The following is a 17599-nucleotide window of genomic DNA, read 5'->3' as shown; positions in this document are numbered from 1 at the left end:
CCCGGCATGACGAACACTGATTTCGACTTCCTCGCCGGCTCCTGGGACAGCGTCCAGCGCCGCCTGGTCAAGGTGCTGGCGGGCTGCGACGAGTGGTACGAGTTCGACGCGACCCTCGACTGCCAGGTGCTGCTCGACGGCACCGGCGTCTTCGACGTGCTGCGCGCCCCGGAACGCGGCTTCGAGGGCCTCACGCTGCGCCTGTTCAACCCCGACGAGCAGGTGTGGCGCATCTGGTGGGCGTCGAGGAACAGCGGTGGCCTGCTCGACGAGCCGGTGGTCGGCCGCTTCGACGGCCCCGTCGGCACGTTCGAGTGCGACGACGTCTGGGAGGGCACCCCGATCCGGGTCCGCTACCACTGGTCGAAGGCCGACGCCGCGCACCCCCACTGGGAGCAGTCCTTCTCCACCGACAACGGCACGACCTGGGAAGTCAACTGGACAGCCGACTTCACCCGTCGGGGCTGAGCTCGGCGGTTCCGGGCGGTGATCGCCGTGTTCAGTGGGAATCCGGGGCCTGGCCTCAGCATCCGACCGGAAACGGCGACCACTCCACCGGCCCCACGGTGCGGCCTCGTGCTGGTAGCGTGCGCGGATCATCGCGCCCACCGAGGAGCCAGGCCATGTCCGCAGACCGCACCCGTGAGGTGCTGACCATAGTCGCCGAGCGGCTCAGCGAGTTCGGCCCCGCGTGGTCGGCGGATCGCATCGAGGGGCCGCTACTGCGGGGGCCGGGCACCGTCGGGGTGCTGCTGCGGGACAACCACACCAGCCACGACAACCACCTCGACCTCGATCTGATGCTCAACGTCGACCGGCCGGCCGAGACGACCCTCAGCGACTGCACGACCGGCATGGGCCCGGACCTGCCGGCGCAGTGGCGGCAGGCGGTGGACTCCTGGGCCCAGCTGACGGTGGCGACGGCGATCGAGATGATGCAGCCCGCCGGCAAGTGGGCCGACCACATCCACGGCGACGCCGCGACGGGCGTTCCGGGCTGGCACGTGATCCACCCGGGGTTTCTGGGTTTCGGCCGCGGTGATGTCTCGCAGCTGGCCCAGTGGGCGTTCGAGGCACCTCTCGCGCCGTTGCTGGCCGAGGTCCTCGACGCGGCGGTCGACCGCGTGTTTCTCAACGGCGTTAAGATCATCTTCGGCGGGACCGAGGGGCAGGAGATCGCCGAGGTGCGCATCAACGGCCAGGCGCATGAGCGGGCTTCCGCGGCGCTGCGGGCGCTGCCCTGGCCGCGCCCGCAGACGCCCGTGTTCGCCAAAACCTACCTGCTGCTCGTCCACCGCGAGACCACGGCCTGCGGCGATTAGCCGCGGGCCGTGCGCCCCACGGGTCAGGGCCGCAGCGTGGCCGTGACCTCACGCAGGTAGGCCAGGCCGCTGATGGCCAGCTCGTCCTGGCTCGGGGCGAGTGGCCGCCAGATCGCGGCGGCAACCGCGATGGCCTCGTTCTCGCCGGTGAACGACTCGATGCAGATCGGGCCGCGGTATCCGGTGCCGACCAGCGCGCCGAGCCAGCGCGGCCAGTCGAGATGGTCGGCGCCGGGCGCGCCCCGATGGCTGCCGGACACCTGCACGTGCACGATGCGCGGCCCGGCCAGGGTGACCGCGGCGTACGGGTCGGACTCCTCGATGTTCATGTGGTAGCTGTCGAGCATGATCCCGACGTTGCCGGGCAGCCCGTCGATCGCGTCCAGGGTCTGCGCCATCGTGTTGACGACCGAGGTCTCGTACCGGTTCAGCGCCTCGATCCCGATCGCGACACCGCGCTCGCCCGCATACTCCGCGACCGGCTCCAAAGCGGACCGGAGCTGCCGGTAGCAGTCGAGGCGCTCGCCGGCCGACATCCGCCACAGCCGCCCGACGGCCGCGTACACCGGGCCGCAGACGCTCGGCGCGCCCAGGACGGCAGCCGCGTCGACCAGCCCGCGCAGGTAGTCCTGCGAGCTGCGTACCGTGGCCGCGTCGGTGCAGACCAGGTCCCGTCCCGGCGGGGTGACCGCGAGCACCGACGCGGCGGCCAGGCCGTGTTCGGCGAGCAGGTCACGAACCAGATCGGGGGACCAGTCGCCCGGGTTCTCGACGGGGATCTCGACCGCGTCGAAGCCCCAGGCGGCGATGCGGGGGACGAGTTCGCGCAGGGCGTCGTCGTCCACGGGGGAGGTCCAGATCCACGGGTTGGCGCCGATGGCGAACACGAGACACCTCTTTCACGGGTGAAGGCGGCCGCCCCGGGAGGAGGGCGGCCGCCGTGGTGGTGCGGGGAGTTACTTGCCGCCCCAGTCCTTGGGGTAGCCGGGCAGGGTCGCGCAACCGCACATGGCGTAGTGCAGCGGCGGCATGTCGGCCTGCACGTACTGGCTCAGGTTGTCCTGGGTGATGGTCGGCTGGGGCAGCTTCCAGGGGCTGGCCACGGCCTCGCCGTTGAGGATCTTCAGGGCCGCGATGACCGGCGTGCGCCACTGGTACGTCGGGTAGGTCGGGGCGATCGCGGTGAGCTTCTTGTCCTGCCACATCTTGAGGAAGTCCTGCTGGTCCTCGCCGACGATGGCCGGGAACGGCTTGCCCGCGTCCTCGAACGCCTCGGCCGCGGCGACGGCGGTGGCTCCGGCGTCCATCCAGATGCCGTCGATGTCGCCGAAGCGCTGCAGGTAGTTCGTCACGATGGTCTTGGTCTTGGCCGCGTCGCCGTCGGTGAACTCGACGCCGACGACGTCCAGGTCGGACTTGTCGAAGACGACCTTCGCCGCGCCCCAGCGGGCTTCGAGCACGTCGACGCCGGGCAGGATGCGCAGCGCGAGGATCTTGCCCTTCGGCTTGACCTTCTCGACGAGGAACTCCGCGCCGGTCGCGCCGAACGCGTACCCGCCGATGGGGTTGATGAAGGTGACCGGGCACTTGGTGTTGACGCCGCGGTCGAACACGATGACCGGCACCTTCGCGCAGGCCTGCTCGACAGCCGGGGTCAGTGTCGCGGTGGTGTTCGGGGAGACGATGAGCGCGTCGCAGCCCTTGCCGAGCAGGTCGGTCATGTCGGAGATCTGCTTGTCGTCCTTGCTCTCCGCGTCGGCCACGGTGAACGTCTTGATCTCCGGGTGCAGCTTCACCTCGGCCTGCATGTTCTTGAAGCCGACCTGCCGCCACGGGTTGCCCACGCCCGCGTTGGAGAAGCACAGGTGGTACGGCCCGGCCTTCTTGTACTTGGCGGTGTCCACGGTCTTCGGGTCCAGCGCCTGCTCCCACGGCTTGTCCGCGGGCCCGGTGGCGGACTTGGTGCGCAGCGCCAGCTCGTTGTCGTGGTCGGCCTGGACGAAGAACTTCGACGTCTCGCCGGTGCCGGCCCCGGTGGCCGTGGGTTTGGGCGGCTCGCCGGGCAGGTCGCTGGTGCAGCCGACCACGCCCACCGCCACGGCGGTGCACACGGCCAGCAGGACGGGGGTGCGTCTCCTCATGGGTGTTCCTCTCGATCGGCGGTTCGGTGGGGCGGTGCGGTGGGGCGGTTCAGGTGCGGCGGCGCAGCGTGCCGACGGCGACGGCGGCGAGGATGATCAGGCCCTGCACGGCGGAGCTGAGCGCGCCCGAGACGCCGAGCAGGTTGAGCAGGGTGAGCAGGGTCTGCAGGGTGAGCGCGCCGAGCATGGCTCCGGCGACCGAGCCGCGCCCGCCGCCGAGCACCACCCCGCCGAGCACGACCGCGGTGATCGCGGTGAACTCCAGTCCCTGCCCTACCTGGAAGGACACCCCGCCGAAGCCGCCGAGCAGGATCGCCGCGACGGCCGCGGCCAGCCCGCTGGCCAGGAACGCGATGGTGCGTATCCGGGCCGTGCGGGCGCCGGCGAGCCGGGCCGCGCGCGGGTTGTCGCCGACGGCGAGCAGCACCTTGCCGAAGTCCGAGCGCATCGCCAGCACGGCCAGCACCGCGACCCCGGCCAGGACCAGCACCGCGTACGGCAGCTGGCCCAGCACCGGCACGCCGTCGATGCCGCGGCGGCCGAACATCCGGAACTCCTCCGACAGCGCGCCCCGGGGCGAGCCGCCGGTCCAGGTGTAGACCGCGCCGACGAGCACCAGGTACATGCCCAGCGTGGTGATGAACGACGGCACCTGCAGCAGCGTGGTGACCACGCCGTTGACGAGGCCGATGAGCAGGCCGAAGCCGAGCAGCAGCGCGATGACCGGCCAGGTCGCGGCCGGATCGCCGTCGATGAGCCGGGCGGCGATCACCACCTCGGCGGTGACCAGCGAGCCGACGGACAGGTCGAAGTCGCCGGCGACGATGACGAAGTACTGCCCGGCGGCCAGAATGATCAGCGGTGCGGCGCGCTTGAGGAACGCCAGCAGCACGGGCGGGTCGTAGAAGTCGGGCTGCCGGATGCCGACCGCGACCAGCAGCAGCACCAGGATGATCAGCACGGGCCGGATGCTGCCCGCCCCCCAACCGCTACGCCCGCCCCCGCCCAGCCCGGCCTTCACGGCTGGGGTCGTGGATGTTGCCAGTTCAGTACTCATGCCACAGCCGCCTTCCGCCGGTCGGAGGTGCGGCGCAGGCGCAGGGCGTACACCGCGACCGCGGCGACGATGACCACGCCGCGCACCATCTGCTTGAAGAAGGAGTCGACTTCGAGCTGGTTGAACACGCCGTCGATGACGGCCAGCAGCAGCACACCGCCGACGGTGCCGGTGACCCCGCCCTTGCCCCCGGCGAGCACGGTGCCGCCGAGCACGACCGCGGCGATCGACTCCAGGTCGTAGCCGCCCTCCGCGCCGACCCGCGGCGCGCCCGCGCCCAGCCGGCTGGCCAGGTAGAGCCCGGCGATCCCGGCGCACAGCGAACAGATGACGTGGGTGCGGATCAGGACCCGGTCGGTGCGTACCCCGGACAGCCGGGCCACGTCCAGGTCACCGCCGGTCGCGATGAGGTGGTGGCCGTAGCGGGTGCCGCGCAGGGTGAACCAGACCGCGGCGGCGACCGCGGCGAACAGCAGGAACGACAGCGGCACCGGGCCGAGCCGGTCGTAGCCCAGGTGCTGGAACGAGGTCGGCACGCTGCCGGCCGGTCCGGCGTACCCCTGCTCCAGGTAGCCCTTGATGAGCAGCCCGACGCCGAGTGTCGCGATGAACGCGTTGATCCGCAGCTTGGTGATCAGCAGCCCGTTGACCAGCCCGATCGCGGCCGACACGGCGAGCACGGCGAGGATCGCGGGCAGCACCATGCCGTCCGAGCCGGCCATCGTCTCGGCGGCGACCAGCGAGGTCAGGCTGATCACGTACGCCACGGACAGGTCGAGCGAGCCGGCGAGGATGGCGATGGTCTGCCCGACCGCGACGATGCCCAGCCCGGCGGCCCGCTGCAGCAGGCTGATCGTGCTCGACTCGCTGAACAGCGAACCCCCGTCGAGGGCGACCAGCGTGCCGCCGACGATCAGCGCCACGGCGAGGGCCGCCCATACCCCGTTGGTCGCGTCGAGTTGCGGCAGCCGCAGGCGGCTGCGTGCCGTCCCCGTGCTCATGCCTTCTCCTTGCCGCGGTCATCGTCGGCAGCACCGGGGCTGCTGGTCCGCTCGCTCATGCGGGCACCTCCGTGCTCGTGGCGGCACCTGTGGCCAGGCCCATCACGGCCTCCTCGCTCGACCCGGCGGGCAGCTCGCCGGCGATCGCGCCGTCGCGCATGACGACGATGCGGTCGCTCATGCCGATCAGCTCGGGCAGCTCCGACGAGATCATCAGCACCGCCGCGCCGTCGTCGGCGAGCTTGCGGATCAGGTCATGGATAGCGGCCTTCGCGCCGACGTCGATGCCGCGGGTGGGCTCGTCGAACAGCAGCACCCGCGGTTTCATCGCCAGCCAGCGGGCCAGGATCACCTTCTGCTGGTTGCCGCCGGACAGGTAGCGGATCTCCTGGCCGGTCCCGGCGGCGTGCACCTCGACCGCGTCGAGCAGCTCGCGCACGGTGGTGGCGCGGGCGGTGCGGGCGAACCAGCGCGGCCGCACGGCGTGCTGGGCGAGCAGCGCGTTGTCGAGCACCGACTGGCTGAGCGCGAGCCCTTCGCCCTTGCGGTCCTCGGTGACGTACGCGATCCCGGCCCGCACCGCCTGGCGCGGCGAGCGCACCCGCACCGGCACCCCGTCGAGCAGCAGCTGCCCGGTGCGGAAGCCGTCCACCCCGAAGACGGCACGGGCCAGCGCGGAGCGGCCGGAGCCCTGCAGCCCGCCGACGCCGAGCACCTCGCCGGAGCGCAGTTCGAGGTCGACCGGGCGCAGCCGGCCGTTGCCCGCGGCGGACAGCCGCAACCGGGCCGCGCCGGCGCCGCCGGGGGCGGCGCGCTCGGGGTAGTAGTGCGACAGCTCGCGGCCGACCATGTGCCGGACCAGGGTGTCCGCGGTGGCCTCGGCGGTGTCGAGGGTGGTCACGCGGCGGCCGTCCTTGAGCACGGTGATGCGGCCGGACAGGTCGAAGACCTCGGTGAGCCGGTGCGAGACGTACAGGATGCCGATGCCGCGCTGCTGCAGCCGCCGGACCAGCGCGTAGAGCAGCTCGACCTCGTGTTCGGCCAGCGCGGCGGTCGGTTCGTCCATGATGAGCACCCGCGCGTCCAGCGCGAGCGCCTTGACGATCTCGACGACCTGCTGCTGGGCGACGCCGAGCCGGCCGACCCGGGTCTGCGGCGCGATCGCGGTCTCGCCGATGCCGGCGAGCAGCTCGGCGGTGCGGTCGTGCATGGCGCGGCGGTCGACCAGGCCGCGGCGCATCGGTTCGCGGCCGAGGAAGACGTTCTCCGCGACGGTGCGCTCCGGGAGCAGGTTGAACTCCTGATGGATGATGCCGATCCCGGCGGCCTGCGCGGCGCGGGGGTCGGGCAGCGTCACCGCCCGCCCCGACAGCTCCAGCGTGCCGGCGTCAGGCTGGTACACCCCGCTGGCGATCTTCATCAGGGTGGACTTGCCGGCGCCGTTCTCGCCGACCAGCGCGTGCACCTGTCCGGGGTGGAGGTCGAGGTCGACGTCGTCGAGCACGCGTACCCCGAAGAACGCCTTGCCGACGCCGCGCATCCGCAGCAGCGGCGGTTCGCTGGCTTGCTGCACCGCACCTCCTCGATCAGCTACTTTCGTTGGCATAGCGGAAACTTTTGCTGTCCTGATCGGAAGTCTTGGCGTCGGACGTTAAACGCTGATGGTCGATCTAGCAAGCCTGTAACGAGCCAGAAATGGTCACGGTTCGGCATTGATGCATCTAGCAGGCGTGATGTAAAACGATTTTGTGCTTTCTCTGGAGTGGACCGTAGTTTTGCCTGGCAGACAACAAACTTTCAGTGATTCCGTTAAAACTGGCATCGGCAGAATATTGACGGGCCGCGTTGGCTCAGGCCATGCTCGGCATCGCGCTCTCCGTTAACGGAACTGACACATGTCGATGCCGAATCCCTGTTCGGGCATCGGAGCGCTGCACGGTCGTGCGTCGCGGCGGACGCATGACGGACCCGACCGTCCTTTGAGGGGTACGAGAAGGAGACGGCATGAGCCGCCGCAGACCTGTCCTTGGCGCGTTCCTCGCGCTGGCCACCGCAATAGCCGTCAGCGTGCTGCCCACGGGCACCGCCTCGGCCGCACCGGCGTTCCGCGCGCTGGTCTTCAGCGAGACCGCCGGCTACCGGCACGGATCCATCGCCGCCGGCACCACCATGTTCAGCCAGCTGGCCGCCGCCAACAACTTCGAGGTCGTGTTCAGCGAGGACTCGACCGTCCTGAACACCGCCAACCTCAACACGTTCGACGTGCTGGTCATGTTCCAGACCTCCGGCATGGTCTTCGACAACGACGCCCAGCGCACCGCGACGCAGAACTTCCTGCGCAGCGGCAAGGGCATCGTGGCCATCCACAACGCCACCGACATGGGCATCGAGTCGGCCTTCCCGTGGTGGGACGCCACCATCAACGGCGGCGCGCACATGCCGGAGCACTCGCCCGGCTCGCTGCAGGGCTGGGCCCGGGTCGCCGACAAGGCGCACCCGTCCACCACGGGCCTGCCGGACAACTGGCAGCGCACCGAGGAGTGGTACAACTTCGACGTCAACGCGCGCGGCCAGGTGCACGTGCTGGTGACGGCCGACGAGCGCACGTACAACCCGGGCGGCGCGGCGATGGGGCCCGACCACCCGATCTCCTGGTGCCGCGAGGCCGAAGGCGGCAAGGTGTGGGCCACCGCGATGGGCCACGACGACGCGTCGTACAGCGAGACCAACTTCCGCAACCACATCCTGGGCGGCGTGCGCTACGCGGCGGGCAACCTGCCCGGCGACTGCGGCGGCACGGTGTGGTCCAACTTCGAGAAGGTCACCCTCGACTCCAACACCGTCGACCCGATGGCGCTGGACATCGCCCCGGACGGCCGGGTGTTCTACGTGCAGCGCGGCGGCAAGCTCAACATCTTCAAGCCCGCGCAGCAGCAGACGGTGCAGGCGGCCCAGCTGTCGGTCTACACCGGCGGCGAGGACGGCCTGGTCGGCATGGCGCTCGACCCGAACTTCGCCACCAACGGGTGGATCTACCTCTACTACTCACCGGCGTCGAGCACGACCGACGTCAACCGGCTGTCCCGGTTCACCATGAGCGGCGACACCCTCAACCTGTCCAGCGAGCAGGTGCTGCTCAACGTGCCCGCGTACCGGGACCGGACCTTCAGCGAGCCGGGGCACACCGGCGGCTACGTCGCGTTCGGGCCGGGCGGCAACCTGTACCTGTCGACCGGTGACGACTCGCCGCCCAACCTGGACCCGGCCTGGCAGGGGTACGCGCCGCTGGACTGGCGATCGGGCAAGAGCTTCCTGGACGCGGCCCGCAGTGCCGGCAACACCAACGACCTGCGGGGCAAGCTGCTGCGCATCCACCCGGAGAGCAACGGTACCTACACCATCCCCAGCGGCAACCTGTTCGCGCCGGGCACCGCGCTGACCAAGCCCGAGATCTACGCGATGGGCTTCCGCAACCCGTTCCGGTTCGAGGTCGACATGCAGACCGGCTGGGTGAACCTGGCCGACTACGGCCCTGACCGGGGCGGCGCGACCACCAACCGGGGCCCGGAGGGCCTGGTCGAGCTCAACGTGATCAAGCAGGCGGGCAACTTCGGCTGGCCGTTCTGCCACGGCAACAACCAGGCGTACGCGCCGTACAACCCGGACACCGGTGTGGTCGGGGCGAAGTTCAACTGCAACGCGCCGGTCAACGACTCGCCGAACAACACCGGCCTGCGCACGCTGCCGCCGCTGGTCCAGCCCCAGATCTGGTACGGCTACGGCGTCTCGCCGACGTTCCCGGAGATGGGCGAGGGCGGCTCGGCGCCGATGGGCGGCCCGGTCTACCGCTACAACGCGGCCAGCACCTCGGCGACGAAGTTCCCGGCGTACTACAACGGCGTGCACTTCTTCTACGAGTGGTCCCGCAACTATCTCAAGGAGATCCACTTCGACTCCTCGGGCAACCTGGTGAAGATCAACCCGTTCCTGCCGGGCGGCGGCTTCATCAAGCCGATGGCGATGCGCTTCGGCCCCGACGGCTCGCTGTACGTGCTGGAGTGGGGCTCGGAGTTCGGCGGCGGCAACAACGACTCGGGGCTCTACCGCATCGACTACGTGCACGGCGGGCGCGCCCCGGTCGCCAAGGCCACGGCCACCCCGACCAACGGTCTGGCCACGCTGAACGTGGCGTTCTCCAGCGCCGGCTCGTACGACCCGGACGCCGGGGACACCATCTCGTTCGCCTGGGACTTCGACAGCAACGGCAGCACCGACTCCACCGCCGCGAACCCGACCCGGGCGTACACCACCAACGGCAACTACACCGCGAAGCTGACCGTCACCGACAACACCGGCCGGTCGTCGTTCGTCAACGTGCCGATCACGGTCGGCAACAACGCCCCGATCGTGAACATCACCTCGCCGCCCAACGGCGGCATGCTCGACTTCGGGCAGAACGTCGCGTACAGCCTGAACGTCACCGACGCGCAGGACGGCACGATCAACTGCACGCAGGTGTTCACCAACCCGGCCCTGGGCCACGACGACCACGCCCACCCGACCACCGACCTGCCCGGCTGCTCCGGCACCATCGCCACCGGCAACCTCGGCGGCCACCCGGACGGCGCCAACCTGTTCTACCTGCTCAACTCCCGCTACCAGGACAACGGCAACGGCACGGTGGCGCGGCTGACCGGCTACGCCAACGTGGTGCTGCAGCCCAAGCACAAGCAGGCGGAGTACTTCACCAGCCAGTCCGGCATCCGGGTCGTCGCCCAGGCCGGCGCGGAGAGCGGTAACCGCATCGGCGACGTCAGCAACAACGACTGGATCATGTTCGATCCGATGAGCGTGCAGGGCATCACCAGCGTCAGCTACCGGGTCTCGTCGCCGAGCGGCGGCGGCAGCATCGAGCTGCGCGCCGACTCCCCGACGGGCACCCTGCTGGCGACCAACCCGATCGCGGCGACCGGCGGCTGGGACACCTACGTCCAGCAGGCGGCCGTGAACGTGGCGGCCCTGTCCGGCACGCACAAGCTGTACATGGTGTTCAAGTCGAGCGTGAACAACAACTTCGACGTCGACTCGTTCACCTTCGCCGGGGCCGGGGTCGGCACCAACCCGACCGGGGGGATCGCCGGCAAGACGTACACGCTGACCGCGCAGCACAGCAGCAAGCTCGCCGACGTCAGCGGGGTGTCCACGGCCGACAACGCGACCGTGGTGCAGTGGCCCGCCACCGGCGGCAACAACCAGAAGTGGCAGGCCGTCGACGCGGGCGGCGGTTACGTCTACCTCAAGGCCGTGCACAGCGGCAAGTGCCTGGCGGCCTCGGGCGGTTCGACCGCCGACGGGGCGGCGATGGTGCAGCTCACCTGCACCACGAACAACAACATGAAGTGGCAGGCGGTGCCCACCTCGACCACGGGGGTGTACCAGCTCAAGGCCGTGCACAGCGGCAAGTGCCTGGACGTCAACGGCGCGTCCACCGCCGACAACGCCGCGATCATCCAGTGGACCTGCCACACGGGGTCCAACCAGACGTGGCGGCTGACCCAGGTTTGAGACCCGCCGGCCCGATCACACCTGGGTGACCGGGCCGGCGTTCGTGGCGGGCAGGACTGCGCGTCCTGCCCGCCACGGCCCGTCGACCGCGGCCGGGTGGCGTGCTCTCAGCGGAAGAACGCGGCGCTCTCGGGGAACAGCGCCTCCAGGCGCGGCAGGCGCCGGCTGCTGTCGGTCGGCGCCGTCCACGGGTACGGCTCGCCGGGCGTGTAGTCGTCCGCGGCCGTCCACAACCCGTCCTCGATGCCGGTGGCCTGCTCGTACGCCTCATAGGCGCTGAACTCGAACGTCTCCATCTGCAGCGCGTACCGGTCGACCGTGCCCGCGGCGATTCCCCGGACCGCCGGGTGCTCGGCCAGCGCGTCGGCGTCGGCGGCGATGCGCCCGTACCATTCCGGGCCCAGGCTGATCAGCCCGGCGCAGAAGCGGCTGAACGAGTCGTCGCCGCAGCCGTCCTGGATCAGGCGGGCCGCCTGCCAGACGCGATCGGAGTGCACCTGGAACCGCAGGCCGTCGAAGAAGTACTGAAAGACCACGATGTCAGCGGGCGGCAGGGCGGCGAGCCGTTCGATCATCGCCTCCCCGAACCTCCAATCCATGTCGTCCCACGAAGGGTTCACGTCGGCGCGCACCGACTCGATCAGCGCCCAGCATCCGTCCAGATCCACGCGCGGATTATGGCGACGCACCCCGACACGGAACGCTCAGGGCGCCGGGTCGGCGCTGACCACGACCGCCTCCGGGGCGGGTGGAGGCTGGTAGTGGGTCAGGTGGCGCAGCGCGGTGTTGAGGACCGCGACCAGCGGCACCGCGACCAGCGCGCCGATGATCCCGGCGACGGCGACCCCGGCGGCGAGCGCGACGATCACCGCCAGCGGGTGGATCGCGACCGCCCGGCCCATGATCAGCGGTTGCAGCACGTGCCCCTCGACCTGCTGCACCACGATGACCGCCGCGAGCACGATCAGCGCCGTCAGCGGCCCCTCGTCGACCAGCGCGACGAGCACCGCCACCGCCCCGGAGACCGTCGCCCCGACGATCGGGATGAACGACGCCAGGAACACCAGCGCCGCCAGCAGGAACGCGAACTCGACCCGCAGCAGCACCAGCGCCAGCCCGATGCCGACGGCGTCGATGAACGCGACGATCACCGTGGCGCGCACGTACGCGACCAGGGTCAGCCACCCGGCGTCGCCGGCCTCCAGCACCCGGCGGCGCGCCCGGCGCGGCAGCGCGATCATCGACAGGTGCCACAACCTGCGCCCGTCCCGCAGGAAGAAGAACGTCACGACGACGATGAGCATCGCCGTGATCAGCACCTCGAACCCCATGCCCGCCGTGGCGAACAGACCGCTGGTCAGGTTCTGGCGGTTGTCGGCGACCCACGCCCCGGCCGCGTCGAAGGTGCCGTCGAGCTGGCGGGTCGACAGGTGCAGCGGGCCGGTGCGCAGCCACTCGCGGACCTGCTGCAGGCCCGCGGAGGCGTTCTCGGCCAGGCCCGGCATGCCGTCGATGAGCTGCGTGACCAGCAGGGCGAGGAAGCCGGCCGTCAGCAGCACCCCGCCGAACAGCACGATCGCGGTGGCCACCGAGGCGGGCAGCCGCAGCCGCTCGTGCAGCACCCGCACCGCCGGCGCCAGCAGCGCCGCCAGCAGCAGCGCGATGGCCAGCGGCACCAGCACCTGGGCGAGCCGCCCGGCCAGCGACAGCAGCACCCAGCCGACCCCGGCCAGCACCAGGAAGCGCCAGCCCCACGCGGCCGCGACCCGCAGCCAGTACGCGACGGCGTGGTCGGCGTCCTCGTGCGGCTCGTCCGCGGCGTCCGGCGGGTCGGTGTCGGCGGGCACCCACAGGGGTCCGGGCGCACGGGCCGATTCGAGCCGCTGCCGGGCCGCCCGCAGGCCGGACCGCCACCGGGCTGCCTCGATCGCGGGTGCCGGCGGGGCGGTGGCGGGTTCGGGCGGCGACATGGCGGGCCTCCGGGCTGCGGCGCGAGGGATGAGTGCCGGGTACCGGATGACGGGGCCGGGACCGGCAGGTCTGCGGATACCCGGGGCCGGGGACGGCAAACCGGTGCTCGCCGGCCAAGAGGTTTTCGTTACTCGCTGTTATATGTCGCCTCTGCCGGGTACCGTCGTCGCCAGGCGCCCGGACCTCGGGTGCCGTCCCGTTGTGCCACTTGGAGCCCGCGTTGTCCGCTGCCTCAGCCCACAACCCCGCTCGGCGCACGCCGCCGGCCGCCCTCGTCTTCAGCGCGCCGGAAGAGCCCCGCCCCGAGAACCGCGACGCCGCCGCGTCCCGCCCGGTCGTCATCGACCCCTTCGCCGTGCCCGGCTCCACGGACCCCCGCCCCACCGCCTGACCTCACGCCCTGGCGTGGATCTAGAAGAGTTGTCGTCGCGGGAGCGACCACAACTCTTCTAGATCCACGGTTGTGCCATGACGGTCAGCTGGCGGGGGTGGTCGGGGGTTTGCGCCAGACCGAGATGTGGCTCTCGCTGTCGGAGGTGAACGGGGCGCCGTGCCAGTCCGCCACCCGCTGTTCGAGTTCCAGGCCGGCCAGCCGGGCCATCAGGTCGCACTCGGCGGGCCAGATGTAGCGGAAGTTGCTCGCGCCGTACCGGGTGCTGCCGTCGTCGAGCCGCCGGTAGTGGTGCGAGGTGCCCTGCTGGGTGACCATGTCGTACGTGTCGAAGCCGACGTGCCGGTCGCTGATCGAGAACGGCACCGCCGACTGGCCGGGCGGCATCCGCCGGATGCCCGGGATCCACAGCTCGATCACGAACCGGCCGCCCGGCGCCAGGTGCCGCGCGGCGTTGCGGAAGCATTCCACCTGCTCGTCCTGGGTACGGACGTTGCCGATGCTGTTCCACACCACGTACACGAGCGAGAAGTACTCGCCGGCCACGGTGGTGGTTGCCATGTCGCCGACCGCGACCGGCACCTCCGCGGCCGAGACCTTGCGCCGTAACTGGTCCACCATCGGCTGCGACAGCTCGATCCCGCTGACGTGCACGCCACGGGCCGCGAGCGGCACCGCCACCCGCCCGGTCCCGATCGCGAACTCCAGCGCCGGACCGTCCCCGGCCAGCCGGGCGAGGAAGTCCACGGTCGAATCAAGCAGGTCAGGTGTGAACATCTCGGCGGAGGTCTCGTCGTATCGCGCCGCGGTGTCTTCGTCCCAAAGATCACTACTCGTCATGAGCACGAGCCTGCCCACCTCGACACGCTCGTGCCAGCCATTTACGTCGCCACCCGGACGGCGTGTCCGCGGCCCGAAACGCGGGGCGGCGCGTACGCCGTCGCCGACGTGCGCGCCGCCCCGGCCGGTCAGTGCAGGATGTTGACGTTCAGTTCGCGTTCGGCGGTGCGGATGCCCTGGTAGACGGTGTCGCAGTCGTCCTCGACGCCGCCGACCAGGATGCCGTACGCGACGTGGCTGGCGAACATCGGCGCGCCGCTGTCGCCGGGCTTGCTGCAGTTGGAGGTGCGGCCCAGGTTGCGCATGGACAGCCCGCCGAGATTGGCGGTGAGGCCGAGCTCCTCGCCGAGCCAGTCGTTGTCGGCGGCCAGGCGGGCCGCCGAGCGCTTGACGGACACCAGGTCGTAGCCGCCGGTCAGGCCCACCGCCTGCGCGGCGGCCTTGACGGCGGACTGCGCGGGCCCGTCGACCACACCGGTGACGCCGACCTTCACCCGGTCGCCGTCGCGCACGTCGATCCAGACCGCGCCGTAGCGCGCGCCGAGGTCGGTCTGCAACCGCTCGTCGAGGTCCGGGGCCACCAGCTGCCAGGCCATGCGCTCGCGGGCCTCGGCCTCGGAGATGCCGCGCTCCTTGGCGAACCCGGCCGCCTCGTCGGCGAACCAGTCGACTCCGGCGGGACTCGCGTCGGCCGTGGGCCGCGCGGCGGCGGACCCCGGCGGCAGCAGCGCCACGGCCAGGCCGAGCGCGCACGCGCTGAGGGCGGCCTGCTTCCATCGCACCATTCGTGTACTCCTCGGGCAAAGGAAATCGAGCCCTCACCATGTCCGGGCCGGAGATCCCGTGCCACCGCACGTCGTGCTTGCGACTGTCGGGCAGGCAACAGCGGCGTCAGGCGGTGACGACCAGGCCTTCCCGCTCGTCGTCCCAGGCGGCGGCGCTGATCCGCCAGCCGGCGGAGGTACGGACGAGCTGCATCGTCTTCATACCCCGGCCGGTGAAGGGCGTCCCGTCCTGCACGCCGGACTTGGCGTACGAGCAGAAGTGCTGGGCGATGTCCCCGAAGACCTCGGTGCGCCCGGACAGCTCCCACTCCCGGAAGTCGGTCAGCGCCCCGCCCGCCAGCAGCGCCTGGCGGGGTGCGATGAAGCCGTCGGCGTCGTACACGGTCGGCTCGCCGCCGCAGGTCTTCACGATGACCGCGCCGGGCAGGAACAGGCAGCGCAGCGCGTCGAGGCGGGCCGTGCCGTCCGGGCCGGAGACGAAGGCGGCGAAGAACGCGCGCACGATCTCCGCGATCGCGGCGCGGTCCGGGTCGGTTGTTTCGGGAGTGTCGGCGATCATGATGTGGACGCTAACTTGTCGGTGCACCACTCGCAGGGACGGCATGTCCGGAGACGTTAAGGAGATCCGCTCGTGAACGTGTCCACCGCAGTGTCGCAGGCGGTCGGGGCCGCACCGGCTCTGGCTTCGCTGGGCGGCCGGTCGCGCCGCGCCATGCTGCACGCGTGCGCGGACGCGCTCGCCGCGGCGGGCGACGAGATCATCGCGACCGCGCTGGCGGAGACCGGCCTGACCGAGGCCCGGCTGCGCGCCGAGCTGGACCGCACGACCGGCCAGCTGCGGCTGCTCGGCGACCATGCGGCCAAGCCGTGGCGGCGGGTGTCGGCCGGGGTCGCCGCCGGCGGTGGTGACGTGGTGACCGTGCCGGTTCCGGTCGGGCCGGTCGCGGTGTTCGCGGCGTCGAACTTCCCGCTCGCGTTCGGCGTGAGCGGCGGCGACACCGCGTCGGCGCTGGCCGCCGGGTGCCCGGTGGTGGTCAAGGCGCATCCGGCGCAGCCGCGTACCGGCGAGCTGCTCGGGCGCATCCTCGCCCGCGCCCTGCCCGACGGCGCGTTCTCGCTGGTCGTGGGTGGACCGGAGGTGTCGCTCGAACTGGTGCGCGCGCCCGGGATCCGGGCGGTCGGCTTCACCGGGTCGCTGACCGGCGGCCGGGCGCTGATGGACGCGGCGGCGGCGCGACCCGACCCGATTCCGGTGTACGCCGAGATGGGTTCGCTCAACCCGGTGCTGGTGCTTCCCGGCGCGGCCGTCCCGGCGACCGTGTCCGCGCTGGCCACGGCGGTCACCGGCTCCGCGGGCCAGCTGTGCACCAAACCGGGCCTGGTCGTGACGGGGTCCGCGGCGTTCGCGGACGAGTTGGCGCAGGCCGTCGCGGCGGTGCCGGTGCACCGGATGCTGACGGCGGGCATGGCGCAGGCGCATGAGAGCTGGCAGGCGCGGGCGGCCGCGGCGCACCGGGTCGTCGCGGGCACCGGCTCGCCCGTGCCGTTCGCGGTGGTCGTGGGCGTGGACGAGCTGGCCGGGGAGTTGCTCGAGGAGCACTTCGGGCCGTCGGTGGTCATCGCCGTCGGTGCGGCCGAGCAGGTGCCGTCGCGGTTGGAGGGTTCGCTGACCGCCTCGGTGTACGCCGGGGACGGCGACCGGGATGCGGCCCGTACGCTGCTGCCGGGCCTGCTGGCGCGGGCCGGGCGCATCGTCTGGAACGGCGTGCCCACCGGCGTCGCGGTCTGCGACGCGATGCAGCACGGCGGGCCGTGGCCGGCGACGTCGGCCTCGTGGTCCACCTCGGTCGGCACCGAGGCGGTCGAACGTTTCCGCCGCCCGGTGGCGTTGCAGGGGCTGCCGGCCGACCTGCTGCCCTAGCCCGTCCACGTGTCGGGATGGCGTCGCCGGCGCGTCTCGGGGCGCGGACGGTCTTACCGTCCCAGGGCATGAGACTCCGATTCGCACTCGTCGCCGCCGTCGCGGCGCTGGCATCCGTGCTCGTCGCCCCGGCCGTGGCAAACGCCGCCCCGGACGACCTCGCCTGCTCCGCAGCGGGCAGTTACAGCCGTTATGTCAACGGGGTGCCGAAGACGTTCTGGCTCGTCGGAACGGTGGGCAGCTACCGCTACTGGCAGGTGGTGGGGGCCACCACGGATTACTACCAGCGTAGCTACGTCGTGCGGTGCAGTGGTGGCGCGATCGCCTCGTCGGCCGACCTGACGATCACCGCCACCGGCGGCGACCGCTGCGGCACGACCACGACCAGCCAGTATCGGTACGTCGGGGAGCGGGCCGCGCTCCTTCCGGGCCTTCCGTTCCCGGTCGAGTCCGACTATCGGTACTGGCATGTGTACCGGTGGGAGAGTTCGGGGTTCTTCGGATTCTGGACATACGACCACTCCGAGCTCGCCCAGTGCCCCACAGCCTCCTGACAACCCCGCGAAGAGCAAAGGGAGGGCATCTTCTTATCGCTCCGCGTATAG

The 17599-nt window shown here is 71.2% G+C and carries 16 protein-coding genes; 6 read left to right on the top strand and 10 right to left on the bottom strand.

Annotated elements, in window-relative coordinates; all coding sequences use genetic code 11:
* Positions 1-6: 6 nt before the first annotated feature.
* Positions 7-468, top strand: coding sequence for a hypothetical protein (locus Cco03nite_RS13050; RefSeq protein WP_203692309.1), 462 nt, complete (start codon positions 7-9; stop codon positions 466-468).
* A 155-nt stretch (positions 469-623) separates the two neighbouring features.
* Positions 624-1322 carry a DUF6348 family protein gene (locus Cco03nite_RS13045; protein ID WP_203692308.1) on the top strand — a complete coding sequence of 233 codons (699 nt, stop codon included), beginning with the start codon at positions 624-626 and terminating at the stop codon, positions 1320-1322.
* Positions 1323-1345: 23 nt separating this feature from the next.
* Here the strand turns inward: Cco03nite_RS13045 and Cco03nite_RS13040 are convergent, their stop codons facing one another.
* From Cco03nite_RS13040 to Cco03nite_RS13020, 5 genes are all read right to left on the bottom strand, one after another.
* Positions 1346-2209, bottom strand: coding sequence for a sugar phosphate isomerase/epimerase family protein (locus Cco03nite_RS13040; RefSeq protein WP_203692307.1), 864 nt, complete (start codon positions 2207-2209; stop codon positions 1346-1348).
* A 69-nt stretch (positions 2210-2278) separates the two neighbouring features.
* Positions 2279-3463: a substrate-binding domain-containing protein gene (locus Cco03nite_RS13035; protein WP_203692306.1), complete on the bottom strand. Its 1185-nt coding sequence runs from the start codon at positions 3461-3463 to the stop codon at positions 2279-2281.
* A gap of 49 nt (positions 3464-3512) precedes the next feature.
* Positions 3513-4424 (bottom strand): ABC transporter permease, encoded by a 912-nt coding sequence (locus Cco03nite_RS13030; RefSeq protein WP_239167338.1) that lies wholly within the window; start codon positions 4422-4424, stop codon positions 3513-3515.
* A 92-nt stretch (positions 4425-4516) separates the two neighbouring features.
* A complete protein-coding gene (locus tag Cco03nite_RS13025) occupies positions 4517-5521 on the bottom strand; it encodes an ABC transporter permease (RefSeq protein WP_203692304.1) in 1005 nt (334 codons plus the stop codon).
* 55 nt (positions 5522-5576) lie between these two features.
* The gene (locus tag Cco03nite_RS13020) at positions 5577-7094 is read right to left on the bottom strand and encodes a sugar ABC transporter ATP-binding protein (protein WP_239167337.1); all 1518 of its coding nucleotides are present in this window, start codon (positions 7092-7094) and stop codon (positions 5577-5579) included.
* 431 nt (positions 7095-7525) lie between these two features.
* Here Cco03nite_RS13020 and Cco03nite_RS13015 point away from each other — a divergent pair, with 431 nt between their 5' ends.
* Positions 7526-11086 carry a ThuA domain-containing protein gene (locus tag Cco03nite_RS13015; protein ID WP_203692302.1) on the top strand — a complete coding sequence of 1187 codons (3561 nt, stop codon included), beginning with the start codon at positions 7526-7528 and terminating at the stop codon, positions 11084-11086.
* A gap of 107 nt (positions 11087-11193) precedes the next feature.
* Here Cco03nite_RS13015 and Cco03nite_RS13010 read toward each other — a convergent pair whose 3' ends face one another.
* Together Cco03nite_RS13010 and Cco03nite_RS13005 are read right to left on the bottom strand one after the other, a co-directional pair.
* The gene (locus Cco03nite_RS13010; RefSeq protein WP_203692301.1) at positions 11194-11754 is read right to left on the bottom strand and encodes a DUF4240 domain-containing protein; all 561 of its coding nucleotides are present in this window, start codon (positions 11752-11754) and stop codon (positions 11194-11196) included.
* Positions 11755-11790: 36 nt separating this feature from the next.
* Positions 11791-13056: an AI-2E family transporter gene (locus Cco03nite_RS13005; protein ID WP_203692300.1), complete on the bottom strand. Its 1266-nt coding sequence runs from the start codon at positions 13054-13056 to the stop codon at positions 11791-11793.
* Between the two features lie 221 nt (positions 13057-13277).
* On the opposite strand from Cco03nite_RS13005, the gene Cco03nite_RS13000 reads away from it, so the two are divergent.
* Positions 13278-13448 carry a hypothetical protein gene (locus tag Cco03nite_RS13000; RefSeq protein ID WP_203692299.1) on the top strand — a complete coding sequence of 57 codons (171 nt, stop codon included), beginning with the start codon at positions 13278-13280 and terminating at the stop codon, positions 13446-13448.
* Positions 13449-13532: 84 nt separating this feature from the next.
* On the opposite strand, the gene Cco03nite_RS12995 is transcribed toward Cco03nite_RS13000, so the two are convergent.
* From Cco03nite_RS12995 to Cco03nite_RS12985, 3 genes are all read right to left on the bottom strand, one after another.
* Complete coding sequence (locus Cco03nite_RS12995; protein ID WP_203692298.1) at positions 13533-14288, bottom strand: class I SAM-dependent DNA methyltransferase; 756 nt, start codon at positions 14286-14288, stop codon at positions 13533-13535.
* Between the two features lie 128 nt (positions 14289-14416).
* Complete coding sequence (locus tag Cco03nite_RS12990; RefSeq protein ID WP_203692297.1) at positions 14417-15073, bottom strand: chymotrypsin family serine protease; 657 nt, start codon at positions 15071-15073, stop codon at positions 14417-14419.
* Between the two features lie 106 nt (positions 15074-15179).
* Complete coding sequence (locus Cco03nite_RS12985; protein WP_203692296.1) at positions 15180-15632, bottom strand: nuclear transport factor 2 family protein; 453 nt, start codon at positions 15630-15632, stop codon at positions 15180-15182.
* A gap of 72 nt (positions 15633-15704) precedes the next feature.
* Here Cco03nite_RS12985 and Cco03nite_RS12980 point away from each other — a divergent pair, with 72 nt between their 5' ends.
* Both Cco03nite_RS12980 and Cco03nite_RS12975 read left to right on the top strand, forming a co-directional pair.
* On the top strand, positions 15705-16994 hold the full coding sequence (locus tag Cco03nite_RS12980; protein ID WP_239167336.1) for an aldehyde dehydrogenase family protein: 1290 nt from the start codon (positions 15705-15707) through the stop codon (positions 16992-16994).
* Positions 16995-17062: 68 nt separating this feature from the next.
* Positions 17063-17548: a hypothetical protein gene (locus Cco03nite_RS12975; protein WP_203692295.1), complete on the top strand. Its 486-nt coding sequence runs from the start codon at positions 17063-17065 to the stop codon at positions 17546-17548.
* Positions 17549-17599: the final 51 nt, after the last annotated feature.

Source organism: Catellatospora coxensis (assembly GCF_016862635.1).
Taxonomy (GTDB): Bacteria; Actinomycetota; Actinomycetes; order Mycobacteriales; family Micromonosporaceae; genus Catellatospora; species Catellatospora coxensis.
The sequence above is the reverse complement of the archived record's forward strand: the minus strand, read 5'-3'. Positions and strand labels throughout refer to the sequence as shown.

Excerpts from the sequence above, each read along its gene's own strand:
- Cco03nite_RS13005 (WP_203692300.1), bottom strand. The coding sequence starts at position 13,056 with ATGTCGCCGCCCGAACCCGCCACCGCCCCGCCGGCACCCGCGATCGAG.
- Cco03nite_RS13035 (WP_203692306.1), bottom strand. The coding sequence starts at position 3,463 with ATGAGGAGACGCACCCCCGTCCTGCTGGCCGTGTGCACCGCCGTGGCG.
- Cco03nite_RS13050 (WP_203692309.1), top strand. The coding sequence starts at position 7 with ATGACGAACACTGATTTCGACTTCCTCGCCGGCTCCTGGGACAGCGTC.
- Cco03nite_RS12985 (WP_203692296.1), bottom strand. The coding sequence starts at position 15,632 with ATGATCGCCGACACTCCCGAAACAACCGACCCGGACCGCGCCGCGATC.
- Cco03nite_RS12990 (WP_203692297.1), bottom strand. The coding sequence starts at position 15,073 with ATGGTGCGATGGAAGCAGGCCGCCCTCAGCGCGTGCGCGCTCGGCCTG.
- Cco03nite_RS13025 (WP_203692304.1), bottom strand. The coding sequence starts at position 5,521 with ATGAGCACGGGGACGGCACGCAGCCGCCTGCGGCTGCCGCAACTCGAC.
- Cco03nite_RS13015 (WP_203692302.1), top strand. The coding sequence starts at position 7,526 with ATGAGCCGCCGCAGACCTGTCCTTGGCGCGTTCCTCGCGCTGGCCACC.
- Cco03nite_RS13045 (WP_203692308.1), top strand. The coding sequence starts at position 624 with ATGTCCGCAGACCGCACCCGTGAGGTGCTGACCATAGTCGCCGAGCGG.
- Cco03nite_RS12995 (WP_203692298.1), bottom strand. The coding sequence starts at position 14,288 with ATGACGAGTAGTGATCTTTGGGACGAAGACACCGCGGCGCGATACGAC.
- Cco03nite_RS12975 (WP_203692295.1), top strand. The coding sequence starts at position 17,063 with ATGAGACTCCGATTCGCACTCGTCGCCGCCGTCGCGGCGCTGGCATCC.